The sequence below is a fragment of the Metabacillus malikii genome, assembly GCF_030813355.1.
GTDB lineage: Bacteria > Bacillota > Bacilli > Bacillales > Bacillaceae > Metabacillus > Metabacillus malikii.
The window spans coordinates 71,940-92,756 of record NZ_JAUSUD010000007.1 but is presented as its reverse complement, the minus strand read 5'-3'; the positions used below and the strand labels follow the sequence as shown (position 1 = coordinate 92,756).

16 protein-coding genes, 1 tRNA gene, 1 pseudogene and 1 riboswitch are annotated in these 20,817 nt (G+C 36.9%); of the genes and pseudogenes, 4 read left to right on the top strand and 14 right to left on the bottom strand.

Annotated elements, in window-relative coordinates:
- Positions 1-138: 138 nt before the first annotated feature.
- Positions 139-1,347, top strand: coding sequence for a Bcr/CflA family efflux MFS transporter (locus J2S19_RS09125; RefSeq protein WP_307340445.1), 1,209 nt, complete (start codon positions 139-141; stop codon positions 1,345-1,347).
- A gap of 61 nt (positions 1,348-1,408) precedes the next feature.
- Here J2S19_RS09125 and J2S19_RS09120 read toward each other — a convergent pair whose 3' ends face one another.
- The 9 genes and pseudogenes from J2S19_RS09120 to J2S19_RS09080 form a co-directional block, all read right to left on the bottom strand.
- Positions 1,409-2,116 (bottom strand): class I SAM-dependent methyltransferase, encoded by a 708-nt coding sequence (locus J2S19_RS09120; RefSeq protein ID WP_307340443.1) that lies wholly within the window; start codon positions 2,114-2,116, stop codon positions 1,409-1,411.
- A 476-nt stretch (positions 2,117-2,592) separates the two neighbouring features.
- Positions 2,593-3,441 (bottom strand): annotated as a pseudogene (locus J2S19_RS09115) (Rpn family recombination-promoting nuclease/putative transposase).
- Between the two features lie 237 nt (positions 3,442-3,678).
- Complete coding sequence (locus J2S19_RS09110; RefSeq protein ID WP_307340439.1) at positions 3,679-6,048, bottom strand: glycoside hydrolase family 2 TIM barrel-domain containing protein; 2,370 nt, start codon at positions 6,046-6,048, stop codon at positions 3,679-3,681.
- A 362-nt stretch (positions 6,049-6,410) separates the two neighbouring features.
- Positions 6,411-7,991, bottom strand: a complete 1,581-nt coding sequence (locus J2S19_RS09105; RefSeq protein WP_307340436.1) for an extracellular solute-binding protein — start codon at positions 7,989-7,991, stop codon at positions 6,411-6,413.
- A gap of 66 nt (positions 7,992-8,057) precedes the next feature.
- Complete coding sequence (locus J2S19_RS09100; RefSeq protein WP_307340433.1) at positions 8,058-8,960, bottom strand: carbohydrate ABC transporter permease; 903 nt, start codon at positions 8,958-8,960, stop codon at positions 8,058-8,060.
- Positions 8,961-8,975: 15 nt separating this feature from the next.
- Positions 8,976-9,935, bottom strand: a complete 960-nt coding sequence (locus J2S19_RS09095; protein WP_307340430.1) for an ABC transporter permease — start codon at positions 9,933-9,935, stop codon at positions 8,976-8,978.
- Between the two features lie 298 nt (positions 9,936-10,233).
- Positions 10,234-11,262, bottom strand: coding sequence for a LacI family DNA-binding transcriptional regulator (locus J2S19_RS09090; protein WP_307340427.1), 1,029 nt, complete (start codon positions 11,260-11,262; stop codon positions 10,234-10,236).
- Between the two features lie 203 nt (positions 11,263-11,465).
- Positions 11,466-12,401, bottom strand: a complete 936-nt coding sequence (locus J2S19_RS09085; RefSeq protein ID WP_307340424.1) for a DUF3307 domain-containing protein — start codon at positions 12,399-12,401, stop codon at positions 11,466-11,468.
- Positions 12,394-13,149, bottom strand: a complete 756-nt coding sequence (locus J2S19_RS09080; RefSeq protein ID WP_307340421.1) for a SatD family protein — start codon at positions 13,147-13,149, stop codon at positions 12,394-12,396. Before J2S19_RS09080 ends, J2S19_RS09085 begins: the two co-directional genes overlap by 8 nt.
- A gap of 485 nt (positions 13,150-13,634) precedes the next feature.
- Positions 13,635-13,721, top strand: a riboswitch (ZMP/ZTP riboswitch).
- 49 nt (positions 13,722-13,770) lie between these two features.
- Here J2S19_RS09080 and J2S19_RS09075 point away from each other — a divergent pair.
- A complete protein-coding gene (locus J2S19_RS09075; protein ID WP_307340418.1) occupies positions 13,771-14,610 on the top strand; it encodes a bifunctional 5,10-methylenetetrahydrofolate dehydrogenase/5,10-methenyltetrahydrofolate cyclohydrolase in 840 nt (279 codons plus the stop codon).
- 134 nt (positions 14,611-14,744) lie between these two features.
- On the opposite strand, the gene J2S19_RS09070 is transcribed toward J2S19_RS09075, so the two are convergent.
- Entirely contained in the window at positions 14,745-14,990 is a 246-nt protein-coding gene (locus J2S19_RS09070) for a histidine phosphatase family protein (RefSeq protein ID WP_307340415.1), read from the bottom strand.
- A 176-nt stretch (positions 14,991-15,166) separates the two neighbouring features.
- Here J2S19_RS09070 and J2S19_RS09065 point away from each other — a divergent pair, with 176 nt between their 5' ends.
- A complete protein-coding gene (locus J2S19_RS09065) occupies positions 15,167-16,006 on the top strand; it encodes a tyrosine-type recombinase/integrase (protein ID WP_307340412.1) in 840 nt (279 codons plus the stop codon).
- A 72-nt stretch (positions 16,007-16,078) separates the two neighbouring features.
- Here the strand turns inward: J2S19_RS09065 and J2S19_RS09060 are convergent, their stop codons facing one another.
- Entirely contained in the window at positions 16,079-16,288 is a 210-nt protein-coding gene (locus J2S19_RS09060) for a hypothetical protein (RefSeq protein WP_307340409.1), read from the bottom strand.
- A gap of 458 nt (positions 16,289-16,746) precedes the next feature.
- Positions 16,747-18,765 carry a beta-galactosidase gene (locus J2S19_RS09055; RefSeq protein ID WP_307340406.1) on the bottom strand — a complete coding sequence of 673 codons (2,019 nt, stop codon included), beginning with the start codon at positions 18,763-18,765 and terminating at the stop codon, positions 16,747-16,749.
- Positions 18,766-18,903: 138 nt separating this feature from the next.
- Between J2S19_RS09055 and J2S19_RS09050 the strand changes: the two genes are divergently transcribed.
- A complete protein-coding gene (locus J2S19_RS09050) occupies positions 18,904-19,740 on the top strand; it encodes an AraC family transcriptional regulator (protein ID WP_307340403.1) in 837 nt (278 codons plus the stop codon).
- 144 nt (positions 19,741-19,884) lie between these two features.
- On the opposite strand, the gene J2S19_RS09045 is transcribed toward J2S19_RS09050, so the two are convergent.
- Positions 19,885-20,361, bottom strand: coding sequence for a DinB family protein (locus J2S19_RS09045; protein WP_307340400.1), 477 nt, complete (start codon positions 20,359-20,361; stop codon positions 19,885-19,887).
- Positions 20,362-20,742: 381 nt separating this feature from the next.
- A tRNA-Val gene (locus J2S19_RS09040) sits at positions 20,743-20,814 on the bottom strand.
- Between the last annotated feature and the right edge of the window lie 3 nt (positions 20,815-20,817).

Here is a 20,817-nt window from a genome sequence, read left to right as displayed (position 1 = left end):
ACATCCCATAGAAATTAGTGTCCTAAAATATAAATTTCCTATTGGATACGATTTACTTGAACTACACAAATTATAGTTATATATTAAAATCCGTTGTATTCATTAATGGTAGAACGAACAAGAAAGGTGTAAAAATATATGCAAAATCAGCAAACTAAAAAACAAAGGCTTGGTCTTGCCTTAATCCTAAGTATGCTTGGAGCTTTAGGGCCATTAAATATTGATATGTACTTACCTGCATTTCCTGAAATCGCTGCAGATTTAAATGCCAGAGCTTCACTTGTACAAATGAGTTTGACGGCTTGTTTAATCGGACTTGCAACAGGTCAGCTAGTTGTTGGTCCGATTAGTGATGCACACGGTCGGAGAAGACCTTTGCTAATCTCAATATCTCTATTTGTGTTAGCGACATTAATATGTGCTTTGTCCCCATCTATTGAAATATTAATCGCCGGTCGCTTTTTACAAGGACTAACCGCATCAGCTGGTGTTGTGATATCTCGCGCCGTTGTAAGAGATACGTTTAGTGGCAGGGAATTAACGAAATTTTTCTCATTACTAATGGTCATCAATGCTGTCGCACCATTAGCAGCACCAATTGCCGGAGGCGCTGTATTATGGTTGCCATTTTCGAAATGGAATACAATTTTCTTTTCATTATCAATTGTTGGCTTGTTTATAATCATCATGATATTTTTCAAATTAAAGGAAACTCTCCCTGACGAAAACCGAGTGCCGAGCTCTTTAGGCCATACGTTTCGAACGATGGGTGACCTTTTCAAAGACCGTTCCTTTATCGGCTATGCACTTACACTGGGCTTCGTTCACGGTGGAAGCTTTGCCTATGTTTCAGGAACACCATTTGTTTATCAAGGAATTTACGGAGTGTCTCCACAAGCATTTAGCATTTTATTTGGGATTAACGGAATAGCGATTATTACCGGTAGCTTTTTAGTCGGTCGTTTAGCTGGGATTATTGAAGAGAAACGGTTATTGCAAATTGGTACCTTAGTATCGACAAGTGCAGCTGCTTTTCTATTTATTATGACGATGATTAAAGGTCCGCTGCCATTGATAGTTATTCCTATCTTTATTTATATGACAGGGATGGGAATCGTTCTGACAAGCTCGTTTACGGTTGCAATCGCCAAACAAGGACACCGTGCCGGTAGTGCGAGTGCCTTGCTCGGCATGCTGCCATTATTAATTGGTTCGATTGTTTCACCACTTGCTGGGATTAATGAAGCATCAGCTGTTCCAATGGGTATAATTCTCTTTACGACTTCACTACTTGGTACTGTTTCATTATTTTCATTAGGTGAAAAAAACTCATCCATCAGTAACTAATTAAAAGTCATCAGGTAGAAAGTCATTACCTGATGACTATTTTTATTATTGCAGCCAAACGTTATTTCATTGCTACTGTAACAATTGCAGGGGATTCTACAGTATACGGATTAGCTTTAAAATTGCCAAAAAGCCTTACGTTATTGAAGCCAGCTTCTTTTAGCATTTGAACTAATTGCTGAGATTGTAACGGAAATAATGTTGTATGATTGGTTGTCTCTTTCCCCTCGAATGAAAGTGTTGCTGTAAAGAGAATTTTGTCTTCAGTCCACTCATATTTCCTTCTAAAAGAAAAATCTGCTTGATTGATTAATGGAAAGGAGAAATCTGCTTTTGAGGCAAACTTATCAAAATTGACCATTTGTATAATGAAATTTCCGTTATCATTAAGCTTTTCGTAGCATTCTTGAAGAAAAGCCTTTATTTCCTGAACTGTTTGTAGATGTGGTAATGTATTACCGATACAATAAATCCCGTTAAACATTTTGTTCATGTTTGATATGTCCATCATCGAGCAATTTACACAATCAATCGTTATATCTTTTGATTTCGCCTTTTGTTGAATCGCTTCAATCATCAATGGTTCTAGCTCAAGCGCAGTTATATTTAGCTTTTTTTCAGCTAACGCAATTGCCATATTACCTGTTCCAGCACCGATATCCAAAACGGCATCCCCCTCGTTAAAATAGTGTAAAAGGAATTCTTCGGCTTGTTTGTTAAGTGGGAATATTCTGTCGTAGAAAGGGTATAAATCTTTGTAGAATGTCATTAATAAACGCTCCCTTACAAACATAGTGGTTCATTATGTATATAAAGTATAGTATAGACAACTTTTATACCTTTATTATATGATAGGTAGATACGATAAAGTTAGGTTGTTACTAAATTTTCTTCTAGTTTCTTTATTTAAGGCTGTTTTCGGAAACATTGTTGCTTTTAACTGAGTTGTCGGTTAGGCTTTGTCTCCGCTACAGTACTCGCTTTCCGCAGGGTGGGTGGTGAGCCTCATAGCTCCTTGCGGCTACCCGTTATCAAACTTCAGGTCATCTTCCTACGATAAGTCATCATCGATTCGCCATTCGGCTCATCGTGATACCTTTGGTCTTAGTCGATGCCCCTCAGTTTGTACGTCGATGGGAAAGCCGCCTACGCTTTTCGCAAGATAAATTGGCTAACAAATATAAAACGCAGCACGAATAATGTTCGGCTACGTCTTTTACTGTTGCTTATTGTTATTTTTTATAATTAATTCATAATCCTCTTTATTTCTTCAACAGAGAACCCAGTAATTTTTGTAATTTGTTCAATTTCAAACTTTGCTTCTAACATTTTTTTAGCAATTTCCAACCCTGCCTCTATTTTCCCTTCTTCTCTTCCTTTTTCATGCCATGAAGTTGTGATTTCCATTACCTTGGCTCCCTCCTCAGGATTTAATTTTCTTATTTTGTCTCGCAGTTGATTCTCCTCGACTTTATTAAGCTTAAGGTAGGTATTAAAAATCCCTGCAACTAAATCCAGTCTTGCTAGGTCAAGTTCTAAGCACGTAAGCATTCTTAAAAACTCTAGATTAACCTGGATTTTTTCACTCTTTGCATAGCCCATTTTACTTAGTAAGGCACAGGCAACGGAATTATCTTGTTTTACGTAATCACGCCAGTTTTGTTTTTTAAGTTCTATTTTTAAAAATTCAAATTTTAATACTTGGTGAAAGGGAAACTCCATGATAAAACGGTTCGGTTCATTCCTTCTTTTATTATAGGTAAAGATTGCAATTGGTAGTATACGTTTGCGGTAGTTTTCATAGAGGCGACTGAAGTAAATAAACATCTGTTCATGAAAAGCATTTTGTTCTTATGATTGGGGTTCGATATGGACGATGATTAGGCCGTCTTCTCCTTTCAATTTTGTCTCAATTAGCAAATCAACTCTGTTTTTCTCTCCTTCAAGGATATCTCGATATAACTCTTCTGACAAGAAGGTCGTATGGCGATAATCGATTGATTCATGGATCGCTGGAAAAAATAGTAGCATGAACTCTCCGAAAAATGTACGGATTAACTCTTTAAATAAACGGTCATGGTCAATATGTTTCATTCTTCAAAGCTACCCTCACTCAAAATTTTCATAGTTTTATTACAACAAATTATAGGAGGTGATCATTGTTAGAAAATTCTAAAATATATCTATACTAATCTCTCATTAACCTAGAGAAAATCCATATTAGCCTATAATTCTTCCATTTTCAAACCAAGTTATTTTATTTTCATATAAATTTTTTGATAATTAAAGAACACCTGCAACAACTTTGCAAGTGCTCGCATCATATAGTCATTATTTAACCTCAATCGTTACACTTTGGCCTTCCAACCCTTTACTGGACGTTGTTAAATTAATCGTTCCCCGCTGGTCAGTTGCTTTTACATAGATTAGTAACTTTCCATTAAAGGCATTTCTACTAGTTGCTTTATAGTTTTGATGGCTTACAGGATTACTACATTCAATCCCGATAATTTCTCCGGGACCTTCAATCTTACAATCAATTTGATTTGTTGCATCTGTGACGAGATGATGATCCTCATCTACGATTGATACTTCGATATGTGCGATATCTTCATTGTCTGCGTTTAGCTTGAATGTATCACTGTGTAACTGTAACTTTGTTGGTTCTTTCGCAGTGTGCAGTTCATGTGTACAGCACCCGTGACCTTCTCTTAGTCCGACTGCAATTATTGTTCCAGCATTGTATGGAACGTCCCAGTAAATCGTGCCTCCTGGATAATCTTTGCGTTTTTTGATTCCTAATGATTTTCCATTTAACTGCAGGTCTACTTCAGGACAATTTGTACAGCACGCAACCCTGACAATTTCTCCTTCTGGACCACACCATGACGCTTTTACGTCTCCATCCCAATTAATTTGAACATCGTGTTCTTCTTTTATTGAAGTTAATCCAATGTAGACCATACTAACACTTGACCATTGGCTCTGTTTGAAGTAATAAAGCGGCTTTTTAAATCCTGCTAAATCTAGCATTCCAAATGTTGCGTGGCGTTGTGGCCAGCTATGAGCCTCTCCTAAGTAGTCAATTCCTGTCCATATAAATTGGCCAGATATAAATTGATTCTGTTCGACTGCCTGCCATTCAAAATGATTCCGACCATTTTCACTGCCGTATATGACACGGTTAGGATATTTTAAATGGTCCTCGTCATACCGAGATTCCTGATAATTGTATCCAACAACATCAAGTGCGTCTGGATATGTCGTTTCATTCGACATCTTCACACTAGCAAGAGCAGCTGTTACAGGACGTGTCGGGTCATACTTTCTCACAACTGCAGCTAGCTTTTGTGCAATTTCTCCCATATCCTCAGCTTTCGGTTTGTCTGGTCTGTATCGTTTCCCTAGTACTGGATGTGAATATGGGTCATTCGGGTAATCAATTTCATTTCCGATACTCCAAAAGATAATCGATGGGTGATTTCGGTCCCTTAAAATCATATCGCGCAGGTCGATTTCAGCCCACTTGGCGAAGTCTGCAGCATATCCATCTAAAGACGGTACGCCGACATTCCAGCCATCGACCCATTTGTTTTTCGGGTGCTCCCACTCATCAAATGCCTCCGCTTGCACGATAAAACCTAGTCTATCGCACATATCAAGTAGTTCAGATGCTGGTGGATTATGACTCATACGGATTGCGTTGACACCCGCTTCTTTTAGAAGTTTCAAGCGTCTGTACCATACCTTTTCTGGTACTGCAGCTCCAAGGCAGCCCGCATCATGGTGGATACAAACACCTTTCATCTTGATATTCCGACCATTTAGGTGTAAACCAGAATCTGCATCAAATTGAAACGAGCGAACCCCAAAATATGTTGTCTCCGTATCAATGACTTCCCCAGCTTTCATTACCTTTGTTACCGCCTCGTACATATATGGCTGGTCTGGTGACCAAAGAGATGGCTTTTCGATAAATAGTGATTGCGAAAGATGCTCTTCTTCGTTTGAAGCAATTGTTGCTTCTGAAGTATGTTCTTGCACGATATCACCATTCGCATCTTTAATCTGCTGCACAATCTCGTAATTTACTTTTTCGTTGTATTCATTTTTCAGGTATGCTTGGATTTGAACTTCTGCGAATGACTCTGTAATAAGCGGGGTCGTAATAAATATACTCGATGGTTTAATATACAGCTGGTCAGTTATTGTCATAAACACATTCCGATAAATTCCTGAGCCCGTATACCACCGCGAATCAGCGAAGTCGGTATGGTCGACTTTTACAGCAATGATATTTTCTTTTAACTCGGATTTTAAAAATGGTGTTACGTCATATTGAAATGAACTGTAGCCATATGGTCTTTTTCCGAGGTATTGTTCATTTATCCATACTTCACTATTTTTATAAACTCCATCGAATTGAATGAATACTTTCTTCCCTTTTAAATGATTGGGGACGATAAATTTTTTACGGTACCAGCCCACTCCTCCAGGTAAATAGCCTGTAGCACTCGCATATTCCTTACTAAAAGGTCCTTCAATACTCCAATCATGTGGCAAATGCAAAGCGCGCCACTCGGAGTCGTCAAACTCGATTTTGTATGCATTTGGAGCATCGCCATTAAGAAAGCTCCAATTGAGGTTGAATTTGGTTCGTTTCGTATGTGTATTCATTATTTCGGTTTTGTTATTTTTCATTTAGGCACTCCTTTTAATGGGGTTTTTTTAATGGGGCCATTTTAATGGGGTCAGACCCCTCATTCGTAAGATATTGATTTAAATATTTATTTACCGTTCTTTATACCTTTATTTGTTGGAGGGGTCAGACCCCGGGTAGTTGTTGTGGGGGTCTGACCCCTCATTCTACTTTTAATGGGGTCAGACCCCTCATTCGTAAGATATTGATTAAGATAATTATTTACCGTTCTTTATACCTTTAAATGTTGGAGGGGTCATGTTGGGGTCAGACCCCTCTTTTGTAAAATATAGTTTAAAATAATAAATTATCGTTCTTTATACTCTTTCTTTGTTGGAGGGGTCTGACCCCAGGTAGTTGTTGATTAACTCCCCTCCACCAGCTTCTTATAGTCGTCCATTTGTTTTTGGATTTCGTTTAGGACTTTTTCATAGCCGGCTGCCTCTAATCTTTTACGTAAATCTTCTACTGCTTTTTCTGGGTCGCCTGCTTTGCCGAATGCAATGGCTGGTATCATTTGTGCAGTTACTTGTGATAGTGCGGCAAGTTCTGCTTCTACAGGTGTACTGTTAAAGACAAATCGTCCATAAGGGTACGGCTTTTTAATTTCATCATATTGTGCGTATATCTCAGACATGCCCTCCCATTTGTCGGCACTTGGGATTTCAAATTTATCGACACGGCCTCCCCAGAAGTTTGATGCATAAGAATGCTTCGTTTCGTCATAGCCTTCAGGTCGAACCCGTTTGCCGTCTTCAAGCTCATACTGAACGCCTTCAATTCCGAAGTTAAATAATTGGTAGATTTCTTCATCATTGCGTAGTAAATCATAGACCATTAACGCACGCTCTGGGTTTTTACTATGTGCACCAACCGCAGTTGCACCGTGAGTAATGGACATCGAAATTAAGTTGTCACGCGTATCAGACCATGCGAACATATCAATCTCAGAACCTGGTTGTTTTATATCCATTTGTGGACGTAACCCGGAAAATGTTTCTGTATGATGCTGGTCAGCACCTGTTTTCCCTGCTTGGAATAATGCTCTCGTATCCCCTTTATAATTCAAGACATCAGCGCGCCAATAGCCTTTATCAGCCCAATCCTTCATCATTTTTGCGTAGTCAACAAATAGATCTTCAAATACCGGACTCATTACGGTATAAGGTTCTTCATATGATTCAGCCCAATAAATTGGAAATACACCAGTTGTAATAGGTAGCTCAATCGCATCTGAGTATGATGTTGTATAACCCCATGCTGTTGTTACATTCGTTCCTGGTGTATCCCATGGGATGATACCTGGCTTGTTATCTACAATTCCTTGAAAATATTCACCTAAAGTTTCAAAGTCTTTTATCGGTTCAGTAATGCCAAATTCTTTCGCCCAATCTGTGCGGTAGAAAAAGCCGTGGTTTACCCATTGTGTAAAGGCATCCTCTGGAATCATGACAATTTTGTCTTCATACTTTACTTGTTCCCAGTTTTCATCAGATACCTCTTTCCATGTATTAGGGGCGTATGTTGGCAAAAGCTCAGTTATATCCTTGAATGCTCCCTTTTGGGCATTGCCCCATGCATCTAACCAGTCTGTTGCTGTAATAATTAAATCGACAGGCTCACCAGAAGCTAATGTTAAATTATATTTCGTCATATAATCGGCCCATTCGATCCATTTGATTTCAAGATGTGCATTGACCTTTTCTTTTAACTTGGCGTTTACCTGCTCCATTACTTTTTCTAATTGACCGTTCGTCGGTTTATCACCTAATGTCATCATCGTAATGGTCACAAATTCTGATGTGTCAATTTCCCCATTTTCATCGACCTTTGTACTCGGCTTAGCATTTTCTTTACTCGAATTGCTAGAATTACTACATGCAACAAGACTAAAAGCTAACAATAATACCAAGAATACAGTTAGGATTCTTTTCATTCTAAACATATCTCTGCCTCCCCTTAATTAATGGTTGATTCTATGAAAGAGGATATTTCCTCGTGACATACATGTTCATCCTTTAACCGCACCAACCGTAATCCCTTTAATGAAAAAGCGTTGTACAAACGGGTAAAACAGAATAACCGGTCCAGTCGCAATGACTGCTGTCGCCATTTTCATCGTTTCTAATGGAATCTCCTGTGGTGCGACATTGGAGGCTGCTGCTGAATTTCGAATGAAGTCAGCACTAGTAATCACGTTATAAAGAAATAGCTGCAACGGGCGATATTCCATATTTGGTGACAAAAATAGCATCGAGTTGTACCATTCATTCCAATAACCTAAGGCAATGAACAAACCAATTGTTGCCAAAGCAGGTGTTGACATCGGTAAAATAAGCTTTAAAAAAATCGTAAAGTCTCCTGCACCATCCATCTTCGCTGATTCGGTAATTTCATGGGGGATTGATTTAGTAAACGCTTTCATCATAATGATTAAAAACGGACTCAATAACCCCGGAAGAAGTACGGCAAGATAGTTATCACCAAGATGTAAATACTTAGTGATTAAGAGATAAAAAGGCACTAATCCACCAGAGAAGAGTGTAGTAAAGTAAATATAAAATGAGATTTTATTGCGATATAGGAAATCCTGACGCTGTAAGGCGTAGCCTGTCATCGCAACGATAAATAACCCGAGAGCGGTACCTACGATCGTAATACCAAATGTGACCGCATAGGAACCAAAGATTAACCGTGGATTTTTAAAGACAATTTCATATGCAAACGTCGTAAAATCTAATGGCCAAAGTGTAAACCCATTATCCATAATCGCCTGTTCCGATGAAAATGACGATGAAATAATTAACACAAACGGGAAAAGACAACATAAAGCGAAAATGCCGATAAAGCCATATCCGATTAGCCGAACCATTACCGTTGAAACATCGATATTACGTCTCCGTGTACTTTGCATCGATTCTTCCCTCCTTTAAAACAGTGAATTATCCGGTGATACTTTTTTCACAATCCAGTTTGCTGTGATAACGATGATGAACCCAAAGACAGACTGATATAAACTAACGGCACTACCGAGCGAGAAATTAAAGTTCGTCATCAATGTACGGAAAACATAGGTTTCGATAATATCTGTTGACGCATATAACATCGTATTATTCGCACCGACGAGGTTATAAAATAACCCAAAGTTACCACGCAGTACGCCACCTAAAGAGAATAACAGTAGAATAATAAAGGTCGGCTTTAACCATGGGATAATAATATAGCGGATTCGCTGAAATGCATTAGCACCATCAATTTCAGCTGCCTCTAAGATTGACTTATCAAGTCCCATAATTGCAGCAAAGTAGACGATTGACCCGTAGCCTGTTGATTGCCAGAGGAACGTGATGACAATAATATATGGCCAGATTGCAGGGTTTGAATACGTTTGAACGGGATCAAGTCCCATTGATTTCAAAAATGAATTTAGTGTTCCATAATCATAGCTCAGAATATTGTAGGCGAGTAAACCAACTAATACAGCGGAAATGAAATGCGGGAGAAACATAATTGTTTGAGAGACTTTTTTAAACCATTTACTTCTTAACTCATTCAACATGATGGCAACACCGATTTGCAGGAAGTTCCCTAGTACGATAAAGGCGAGGTTATATGCGACAGTGTTAAATGTAAGTCTCCATAAATCACCTGTCATAATTAAAAAGCGGAAATTATCAAAACCTACGAAAGCGCTGTCAAAAATACCGAGTGAATAATCATAGTTGACAAAAGCGAGATAGAGCCCTGGCATTGGTAAGTATGCAAAGATTGCAAAGAAAATCACCGCGGGCATACACATGAGCAGCAAGGTTCGGTTTTTCCACAGCCTTTGGAAAAACGATTTCTTCGGCGGCTCAACAATGGATGTCTGTAATTGTACGGATTTCATACGTAAATCCCCCCTTAACATAAAGTCTCCTTTTTAAGGCTAATACACAAAAGACATAATAAGTAGATGGCATGTTTTAATGTGTATGAGGCCTCATTTCTTAGTATTCGAATTTTTGAAATGGGTTTCAAAAAACTTCGAATATCCAAATGTAATTGTGTAAAAACATATTCATTTAGTAGTCGTCACAGCTGTATGATGAAACGGGTTTCATTTCAACGAATGCTTTGTAAAAAAAGAATTTGTTTTATTCATATTTGTCATTTTCCAAAAATATGAATTATTTCTTACCAAAAATTCAAAGGAGCTTACACGAATCTCTTAAGACAAGTGAAGTTGGGACGATGATTTCCTTCTCGATTTGTTTATGATTCATTAAATCAACTAACACATTAATGGCAGTCTGACCTAACTGCTCGTAATTTTGACTTACCGTTGTAATTCCTGGTGGAAAGTGCTCTGCTAAATAAATATCGTCAAAGCCGACAACTGAAATATCATCAGGTACTTTTAACCCGAACTTTGTTAATACCTTTATCATGCCAATCGCAACAAGGTCATTGGCACAAATAACAGCTGTTGGCCGCTCATTTAACGAAAGTAATTGTGCAGCAACTTCTTCACCTGATTCAATGCTAAAGCCATTACCAAATATCCACTCACTGTTGACCTCTAAACCTTTCTTCTCCATTAATTGAATAAATGCAGCCTTTTTCACGTCTGTTGACGTAATCCCCTCAACTCCACCTAAAAAACCAATTTTTTGATGGTTTAAGTTCACTAATAATTCAACAAGCCTTTCAATCCCTGTTTCTTCATCTGCTCTAACAATATGTGCATCAACACCCTCCATCCTGCCATTCACAAACACAACCGGTATTCGCTCCATCACCTTCTTTAATTTTTCTGCGTACTGTTTGTCTGGAACAGAATCGTTAATGCGACCGCCTAAATAAATAATCCCATCAACCTGTTTTTCGATCAAGCTTTGCAAATAATTCGATTCATTAATAGCATTGTTCATCGTATTACACAGAAACGAAGTATAGCCAAGCTTTAACGCATGTGCTTCACTTTTCAATACTAGTGTTGAAAAAAACGGATGATTGATATCTGGCAAAATAAACCCAATTGTCTTCGTTTGCTTATACAATAAGCTTCTTGCAAGACTATTCGGTCGAAAATGATATTTTTCCATGACATCAACAATTTTGCGCATCGTTTGCGGACGTACCTTTGCACTTCCTGTCAAAACTCTTGAAACTGTTGCTGGAGATACACTGGCTTCTTTTGCTATGTCGTAGATTGTGATATTTTCCTTTTTCATCGTTTTCCTCCATTGATTATGTTTTATCTCTACTGATCTTGAAGGGTTGAAAACTTATTTTTCTATTTATATGATGGACTACGAGATTTAATACAATGATTTAAATCTATTAATCAAAAATAGAGAAAAAGGGTGACTCAATAGTGTTAGACACTTTTGAATCGCCCTCTTGTATCGTTTACCTATATTCAATTCTGCTCAGACTAGCTGATAATTTTAAGTAATAAATAACCGGAACCTAAAGCTAGTAAGATACTTAACAAACTACCAATTAAATAATATTCTGCGAATCTTTTATCTTCGAACTGTTTAAAACGTGTTAACGCTTTTGTAGCAACTAAAAAAGTAATCCCTGTAAAGGCATTCATCGCCACTAAAATCATAATGATTAATCGTTCAAGCATGCCTATATATCTGCCAACTTCAAAACTCGGTTCTGAATAGCTTGTCTGTATGATGACATTCTCTACCGTTGACTCTTCCTCCACTTCTTTTTTCTTATGCTTCAACGTCATAATATTTTTATTTTCTGTTCTCGCTTCCGTAAATGTACTATCCGTTGGACGAATATTCGTTAGGAGAATCCCGATTAAATATCCTGAAAAATGGGTGGTGAAAATAATTAAACTTGTTATCAGCAATAGCTTATCTAATGTTGATAAAGTCAGTGCATTAGTAAATAATAGCGTCTCAATGAAATGAATATATTGCTCAACACGATAATCTATAATCGAAAATAAATGTAGCATTGCAATAATCGTCATGAGATGGAGGAGCTGGTCTGTGATATAAAGGCTCGCTTTACCAGGAACCGTTTCTGCATAATGCTTTATTTGCTTAAAGAGTTTAATAGAATTCTTTTTCCTGGTTGGCCTTGCTTCCAATGATACTTTTCCAAAATCAATCAAATAGTGAATGATTGAGATGGCGAAAACTGTCAAAATAGTCTTCGATGAAATTTCCCCCAGAAACATTAACAGCAGGAGATACGTTAAAAAATGAATGACGACATGTGTAACTAACCCCTTCTGTCGTTCTCTATTATCGACACTATTTTTCCGTTCAATCATTTTTGCAGTTTGAAACCAATAATCAGCAATGAAGTGACCTACCAGTAATAGAAATAAAATTTCACTCATCATTATGCTTCCATTCCTCATCTAGTAGATTTTGATAAGAACTTAATAAATGTGCGATATCGATTTTTATCTGTGTGAACGTTTTGTACTTCATTCTTTTTAGCATTTTACTAATTGTTGAACGATTGTTTTGACTTGTACTGTCCTTTAAATACCCTAATCGCTCGGCAATTTGCTCATAATTTTCATCTGGGTACTGTTGTAAAATAAAGACTAATTTCTGTTGTTTCTCTGTTTTAATTAATTCATACATTGTATACATTAACGCATTTACAGCCTGAAATGGGATTTGTAATTCATTTGCATATGCGTATATTTGAATGGGTCCTGTTAAAGCATAGGGATTATCTTTCGTCAGTTTCAAAAATTTATCACGAGCCCTAAATGCACTTATCACACAACTTCCGTTAATTAAATTCGGGTCAATCGTATCTAATGTGTCATATTTCCCGAATCCAATTCCAATTCTTACTTTCATCTTTTTCTCTAACGAAAACAGCCAGACATCGTGGGCGACATGATAGCCTCCTGCAAATGAATTAACAACGCCAATTACTTCATCCCCACCTCTAATTTGAAATGGGACGACAACTTTTCCTGAATACTGTTCATTTAACTGATTAATCAATCGTTTTAATAATGTAAGGTTCTCATTTTGATTCAGCATTTTTTCTGAATTTATCAAATCAATGGCGATACATGCAGCATATCTTTTTTTCGTTAAATTATGCTCTCTATATTTAATCATGAAGTACTCACCCCATTCAGAATTATTTCAATTAACGTAAAATGATGAATGTTGCCCTAATAGCAACAACTCCAAGACTAGTTGCCAACATTTCAGCAACTCCCTGTATGTTGCATAAATAAAGGCAACGTTATGTTTAGTTTCTTATATATTTTATGATAAAGCAAGTTATATCCTATCCTAAATGATAGTAGCCCAACAGAAAAAGCCCCCAACTATATGGGTAAGTAGTTAGGATAACGTGGAGAAAAAGCAAAATATCACGTTAAATTCCCTACCAAAAACTTAGATAGTAACACACTAAATAACAAACAAAAACGCTTGGATTTTCCAAGCGTTTTTTATTTCTTTATATTTTCTTTATTGTACTAAAGCACCCATTGGTTTAAGTACATACTTTCACAAAGTATACCAAAAACAATTAAGAAAACCATTAATGTCGTTGACATTTAATCCCCATATGTTATCTTTTACTTATATAAGGAAATAGACACAGTAACTGACGACATTTGTGGAAATGACCACAAGGAAGCTGTGATTTTATATTTAGTCGGGTCGTCTGGGCAGAGATAAGGATTATATCCTTATCTCTTTTTTATTACATTTATAGGAGGTTTTGTTATGGGGAAAATCATTTTGGATGGGAATGTTGTTGCTCAAGAAATAAGAGACGGCTTAAAAACTCGTATTGAAGTATTAAAGAATATTGGAATAATACCTTGCCTCGCAACGATTTTAGTTGGTGATAATCCTGCTTCAGAGACCTATGTAAAAATGAAAGGGAATGCTTGTAAAAGATTGGGTATCAATTCCATTCGTGTGCATTTGCCAGAAGAAACAAGTACATCAGAGTTGGTAGAAACAATTATAGAATTAAATATCGATAACTCGGTGCACGGTATCCTTTTGCAACATCCAGTTCCAACTCATATTGATGAACGTGCTGCATTTGAAGCAATTGATATTCGAAAAGATGTTGATGGTGTCACAAGTTCAGGGTACGGACAAACTGCATTAGGGTTCGGAGAATATCCTTCTTGCACACCAGCTGCAATTATGAAAATTTTAGAGTATTACAAGATCCTGATTGATGGTAAACATGCTGTTGTAGTGGGGAGAAGTCCAATTTTAGGTAAACCTGTTTCTGCCTTACTTCTCAATGCGAATGCAACAGTAACTACTTGCCATTCAAAAACATCCAATTTATCCGAAATTTTAAAACAAGCCGATATTGTGGTTGCAGCAGTAGGAAAGCCTGAGTTTATTAAAGGAAGTTGGTTAAAGCAGGGTTCAATTGTATTAGACGCTGGTTACAATAAAGGGAATGTCGGGGATGTGGATTATAACTCTTGTTATGAAGTTGCTGGTGCAATAACACCTGTTCCTGGTGGGGTTGGCCCTGTTACAATTGCTACATTAATGAAACATACAGTTGAATCAGCAGAAAAATTCTATGTTTAAGTTAAAAATAAGCTGGTTGAAGTACCAGCTTATTTTGACTCTTTAACTACTTATTGTTTTAAATTAGGTTTCAATCCATAATAAATTAAACTGCTTATTTAGTTCAATAAAGAAAAATGCGAGGTATCATTAAACTAATTGATAACGTTCTGTTGAAAACTATCTTGGCTTAAAATTGTAATACCTCCAACTGCTCTTGATAAATCCGATGAATATAAAATATATTCTTTAATATCTACTATTTCTTCTATTAATTTATCTCCTATAAGTTTCGCTTGTTTTCTCCCTGTGTCTGTTATAGGAGTATCTGTCCAGCATCCCGACATATTATTTATATGATGTTCTGATTGACAATGCTGTATAAAAATTAATGAATTCATCCTTGGCTACCCTCCAGAAATTAACTAGTATTATATTACTTTATTGGTATAAATAAACCAGTATTTAAATATGTTGTTAAATTAAACTTCACAAATAGTAAATAATCACTTCCGTTTCAATTTCAAGAAACCTGTCAATAATTCCTTTATAAAGACAATTTATTGGAGATGATATTTTGTTATTATCAAAAGCATGGGAATCGTATGAATCTGATAAGCGAATTGAAGGATTTTCACAACAAACATTAAAAGCATATCAATTACAAGTTCAATTACTTATACGATATTTTGGGGATGTAGATATTGATTCACCTACTACTGAGCAATTAAAAGAATACTTTTCTAAATCTAGTAAAACATTAAAACCCTCATCATTAGCTCATCGTGTACGTTCAATAAAATCTCTCCTACGATGGTCACATAAAGAAGGATATATTCGTAGAAATCCAGCTGCTAAGATTAAAGAACCAAAGGTAGGGAAGCGAATTCCAAAGTTCTTAACAGAAAGAGAGATTGAACATCTTCGTGAAGCGTGTTACTCACCCTTAGAAAGAGCACTTTTTGAGTTTATGTTCTCAACAGGCTGTCGTATTGGGGAAATCGTTACTCTTGATAAGAATAACATCAATTGGTCTAATCATTCTGCAATCGTTAGGGGTAAAGGTGACAAGGAAAGAGAAGTATATTTTAATATTCGGTGTGATATTTGGTTAAAACGATATGTAGAGAGTAGAGAAGACAATGAAGCAGCTATCTTCGTAACAGAAAGACATCCACACCGTATGAGTAAAGCACAAATGAGATATATTATTCAACGTATATCCAAGCGAGCAGGAATTAATAAAGTAATACATCCCCATCAACTCAGACACAGTTATGCGACTAATTTATTAAATAATGGTGCACCGATTGAGGTAATTCAGAGTTTAATGGGTCATGAAAAAAGTGAAACGACTAAGATATATGCCGAATTAAGTGGTAGACTACGGAAGGAATTTTACCAGAAGTATTTTTAACTAAAAAGGAGTAACATTCCTTCTTTTGATGTTGCTCCTTTTAACTATTGCACCCGTTAGTTCAATAGTAATCTATACTTTATTTTCTTTCCCATCCCTTAGTTTATTAACTTCAATAATTAGACATATTACTAATCCAGCAATAATACCAAGATAAGTACCTAAATAAGTGCCTACAGCTGTTTGAACATCCGTGTGATTATAAAAAATATTTAGGAATTTACTGCTAATAAATCCTCCTAAAGCACCTAATATAACTCCTAACAAAACCCTACTAATCATTTACATCCCCCTCACTTTTTCGAATTTTCAATCATAAAAAACCATACGTCCTCTTTTCAACTATACTGCACCGTTAGTTTAAGATCATTTCATCACAAACTCTTGTCTTATTATAGCATATTTGGTAATAAATTCTAAATCCCCTTGTTACTCTCCGAGGAATTAACATACCAAATCGCACATCAATTCGCAGTAAATTTAACGCAGTGACAATAGCTATTGTCAATCTGTTATTTATAGTGTTATTTGATATGTTAATTATCGCTAATAATCCATTCAACCATTGATTGGATAACAAAAAATGTAGTGCTAAACCCTGTGTGATTTAGCACTACATTTTTGCTGTTTTTTTCAATTTTCTCCACGAAGACTAAACTACTTATTATATGGGGACTCACCTTTTAACAAGGTTATTACTAGCTACTGTCTAAAGAATCAGTAAGGTACTACTTGGCACCTTATTGTTTTATAATCATTACTCCATAGCCAGCCAATGCTGTTGAACCTGCTAGTTGATTACCTGATAATAAATCGGTTCCTTTGCAATTATCAATTTCTACTTCGTCTTCATTATGATTCAGGATAAATAAGTAAGACGTACCATCTTTCACTCGTTCCGTTACCTCGACTCCTTTAGGTACATTCAGTAATGGGGCAACTTCTTTTTCGGCACAAATTGTTTTCACAAGATCTGTTAAGAAGTCATGCTCTGGACACGTGCCGACATAATAGGCTTTTCCTTTTCCATATGTGTTTCGCGTAATGACAGGTGTTCCTGCATAAAAATCAGAACCATACTCTGCAAGTACTTCTGCACCTTCTGAATGAATAATATCAAATAATAAACGGCATTCATAGTTACCTGAAAGGTTTCCTGTCTGTTGTTTTACGACGATTTGATTTTTTTCTTCTGGTGGGAGGGCATCAATTTCTTCAACCCAGATTCCAAGTAAGTCTCGTAACTCTCCTGGGTAGCCGCCTACTGTCACGATATCATGCTCATTGACGATTCCACTAAAGAACGTCGTAAGAAATGTACCGCCATTTTGAATAAATTGTTTTATCTTTTCGGCATATCCCGTCTTAACCATATATAGAACTGGTGCTATGACTATATCATATTTGCTTAAGTCTTCGTCAACACCAATCATATCGACGGCAATCTTTTCATCATAAAGGGCTGCGTAATATTTGTGAATTTCGTTTACATAATCTAATGCCTTAGAAGGACCACTTGATAGTTCGATCGCCCAACGGTTCTCCCAATCAAAAACGATTGCGACCTTTGCTTGGACACGTGAATCTAGCAGTGAATCTGATAACTGTGCAAGCTCCTTGCCAAGTGCTGCTGTTTCACGGAAAACCCTTGTATTTTCATGACCAACATGCTCGATGACGGCACCATGATATTTTTCACAAGCACCAACTGATCGCCTTAACTGGAAAAACATCACTGTATCCGCACCGCGTGCAACAGCTTGATAGCTCCAAAGGCGCATTACACCAGGTCGTTTCAATGAATTGTATGGCTGCCAATTTTGTTGACTAGGTGTTTGTTCCATTAGCATAAACGGCTGACCGCTTTTTAGGCCACGCATTAAATCATGACTCATTGCCGTAAAGCTCTCAGGCGTATTATACGAAGGATAGTTATCCCAAGAAACAACATCCATTTCCTTGCCCCATTTAAAATAATCAAGTTCCTTATACGTACCCATTAAATTCGTCGTAACCGGAATTGCTGGATTATGCTTTTTTAACGCATCCCTTTCAAGTTTAAAACAATCTAAAAGACTATCAGACTGGAAAATTCGGTAATCTAGTGATATACCTTGGAAGTTTGTTGAATCACCGTTCCATTCCTCACTAAGTGCATTAGGAGGAACAATTTCATCCCAATCGTAAAACGTATGGCCCCAGAACCGTGTATTCCAAGCTTTGTTTACTTTCTCAATCGTTCCGTATTTTTGTTGCAGCCAATTTCGAAAACCATTTGCACAGTTATCACAATAGCAATAGCCGCCATATTCATTTGAAACATGCCAAATTAATACCGCCGGGTGGTCTTTGTATCGTTCTGCTAATTTATTTGCCAGTTTCTCTGCATATTTACGATAAGTCGGACTGTTTGGACATGAATTATGTCTACCGCCAAATTTACGCTTTCTTCCTTCATAATCAACTCTTAATACATCCGGATATTTTTTCGCCATCCACGCAGGGTGTGCCCCAGTACTTGTTGCTAAACATGTATAAATACCATTTTGATAGAGTCTGTCAATTTGCTCATCTAAAAACGAAAAATCATATGTCTCTTCATCTGGTTGAATCATTGCCCACGAAAAAACATTAAGTGTAGCGACATCAATGCCAGCGAGCTTAAACATGCGGACATCTTCATCCCAATCTTCCTTTTCCCATTGCTCTGGATTGTAATCGCCACCATACCATATTTTTGGAAGTCTTTCGTTTATCATTAATGCTCACCCTTTTCTAAAGTATCATTATATTTACATTGTAAGTGATTACAAACTTGTAATATATATAATATAATGGAAAGCAATATAAGAATAAGGAACTTAAGAATTGATAACTCTCGGAAGGAAGATAACTACATGAAGAAGCATGTCCTCATTCCATTAAACGAACAGAAATTGCCGCTTTTCGCTGAAACAATTGGCTTCAATCCAATTCAAGAACATATCACACGTCCTTCTGGTTATCCATATTATCATTGGATTCAGACGGTTAGTGGCCAAGGTACGATAACGTTTCAAAATCAACAAATAACTCTTTCTGCTCACAATGGATTTCTTCTTTTACCACATATCGCGCATTCCTATAAGAATGACCATGATTCACAGCCATGGGAAACACTCTATGTTACCTTTGGTGGTGAGATGGTAAAAGAGATGCTGATTACGCTTGAACTATATCAATCTGCATTATTCCATTGGGAACAGGATACACCAATCTCCACATTTATTTTAGACATTTTGAAGGATAGTGATGAGACAACAGATCGATTTAGTATTAGTGCTTCCTCACATATCTATGAATTTCTATTACTATTAAAAAAATACGGGAAAACGTATAAAAGCAGTTTAAAAGAATCAAATCACCTACAGACGTTATATGGGCTCATTGAGTGGATGAAATCACATCTCGCAAATCCTGATATCGGTTTAGAAGAAATGGCTGTATTTATGAATACATCTAAACGCCATTTGAATTCTTTGTTTCAGAAGAACTTTCACGTTACACCATATGCCTACTTTGTGAATTTACGAATTCAGCAATCCAAAAAGCTATTACTTGAAACGAGTTCAACGACAATTAGTGAAATTGCTAGCTCTGTTGGGTTTCGTTCGACGAGTCATTTTGTTGCAACATTTAAAAAAGTGGTCGGGATACCTCCACAGAAGTATCGGTATTTGAACGGAGTTTGTTAATTAGTAGTTATAAGAGGTAGTGGTGTCAGGCAGACCCTCAAACACATTATATTTAGTAAACCATGAAGCAAACATACTTAATATCAGTGTGTATTAAAGGGTTCTGACCTGTTTCAACCACTTTTCAATAGTTAATTTATGTACTTACATTTGGTCTTCTTTCGTAGGTCCCATAATGCCAGGTACTTTTAAACCTGCTTGACGAAGGAGTACGGTCATTTGCCCGCGATGATGTGTTTGATGTTCGATACACTTGCTAAGTAATTTCCCTCTTGGCGTTAACCCTCCAAATGATTCAACTTCTTCCACAATGCTCGCATCTGTTACATTTTCTTCAACAGCTTGTTTGAAATCATCCGAGATTTTTTTATAAGCAGCAACGATTTCGCTTGCCTTGCCAGGAACAGTGTTCACATCACCAGTAACATTGACATTTATACCAACTTGCCCAGCAAAAAACGATATACTTGTTGCTAAATGCCAGCCTAACCAGCCAAGTGTACTATGACCTTCTACGACCGCTTGATTTAGCTTCTCATCTGTTAAAGCTTCTAGGACACGAATTGTTCCGTCTGCTGAACTGTTCCAATCCTCTAAAAAATCTGCAACTGTTCGATACATTTTTTCCACTCCAGTCTTTTTTACGTTCTCGATTTATTAATAGCATGTTTCATTTTTATTAGCAAATTTCTTGCTTTCTGGCGTGAAAATAAATTGGTGTGTGTCATGGACATTAATATTAGGTGTAATACTTGTCTTTGTAGCTAACATTCTAATCACTGAACTATTGATTATCATGTTGAAAATTCAGTGCATTCTATTTTCCGGGAAATAAGTCGAATTAAGGGGAATTGAGACATGTTGCGCTAGGGTGACATTTTATACTTGAAACTGTTTTAGCCATAAAATATGAGATTTTCCGTCTTCTAAAACAACAAAAAACCACCTCACATTTGGTGTGACGTGGTTTTTCATTGTTATTTCAAATTATGATTTCTTTGATGACCTGTGAGGGACTTGAACCCCCGACCCCTTCCCTGTCAAGGAAGTGCTCTCCCACTGAGCTAACAGGTCGTA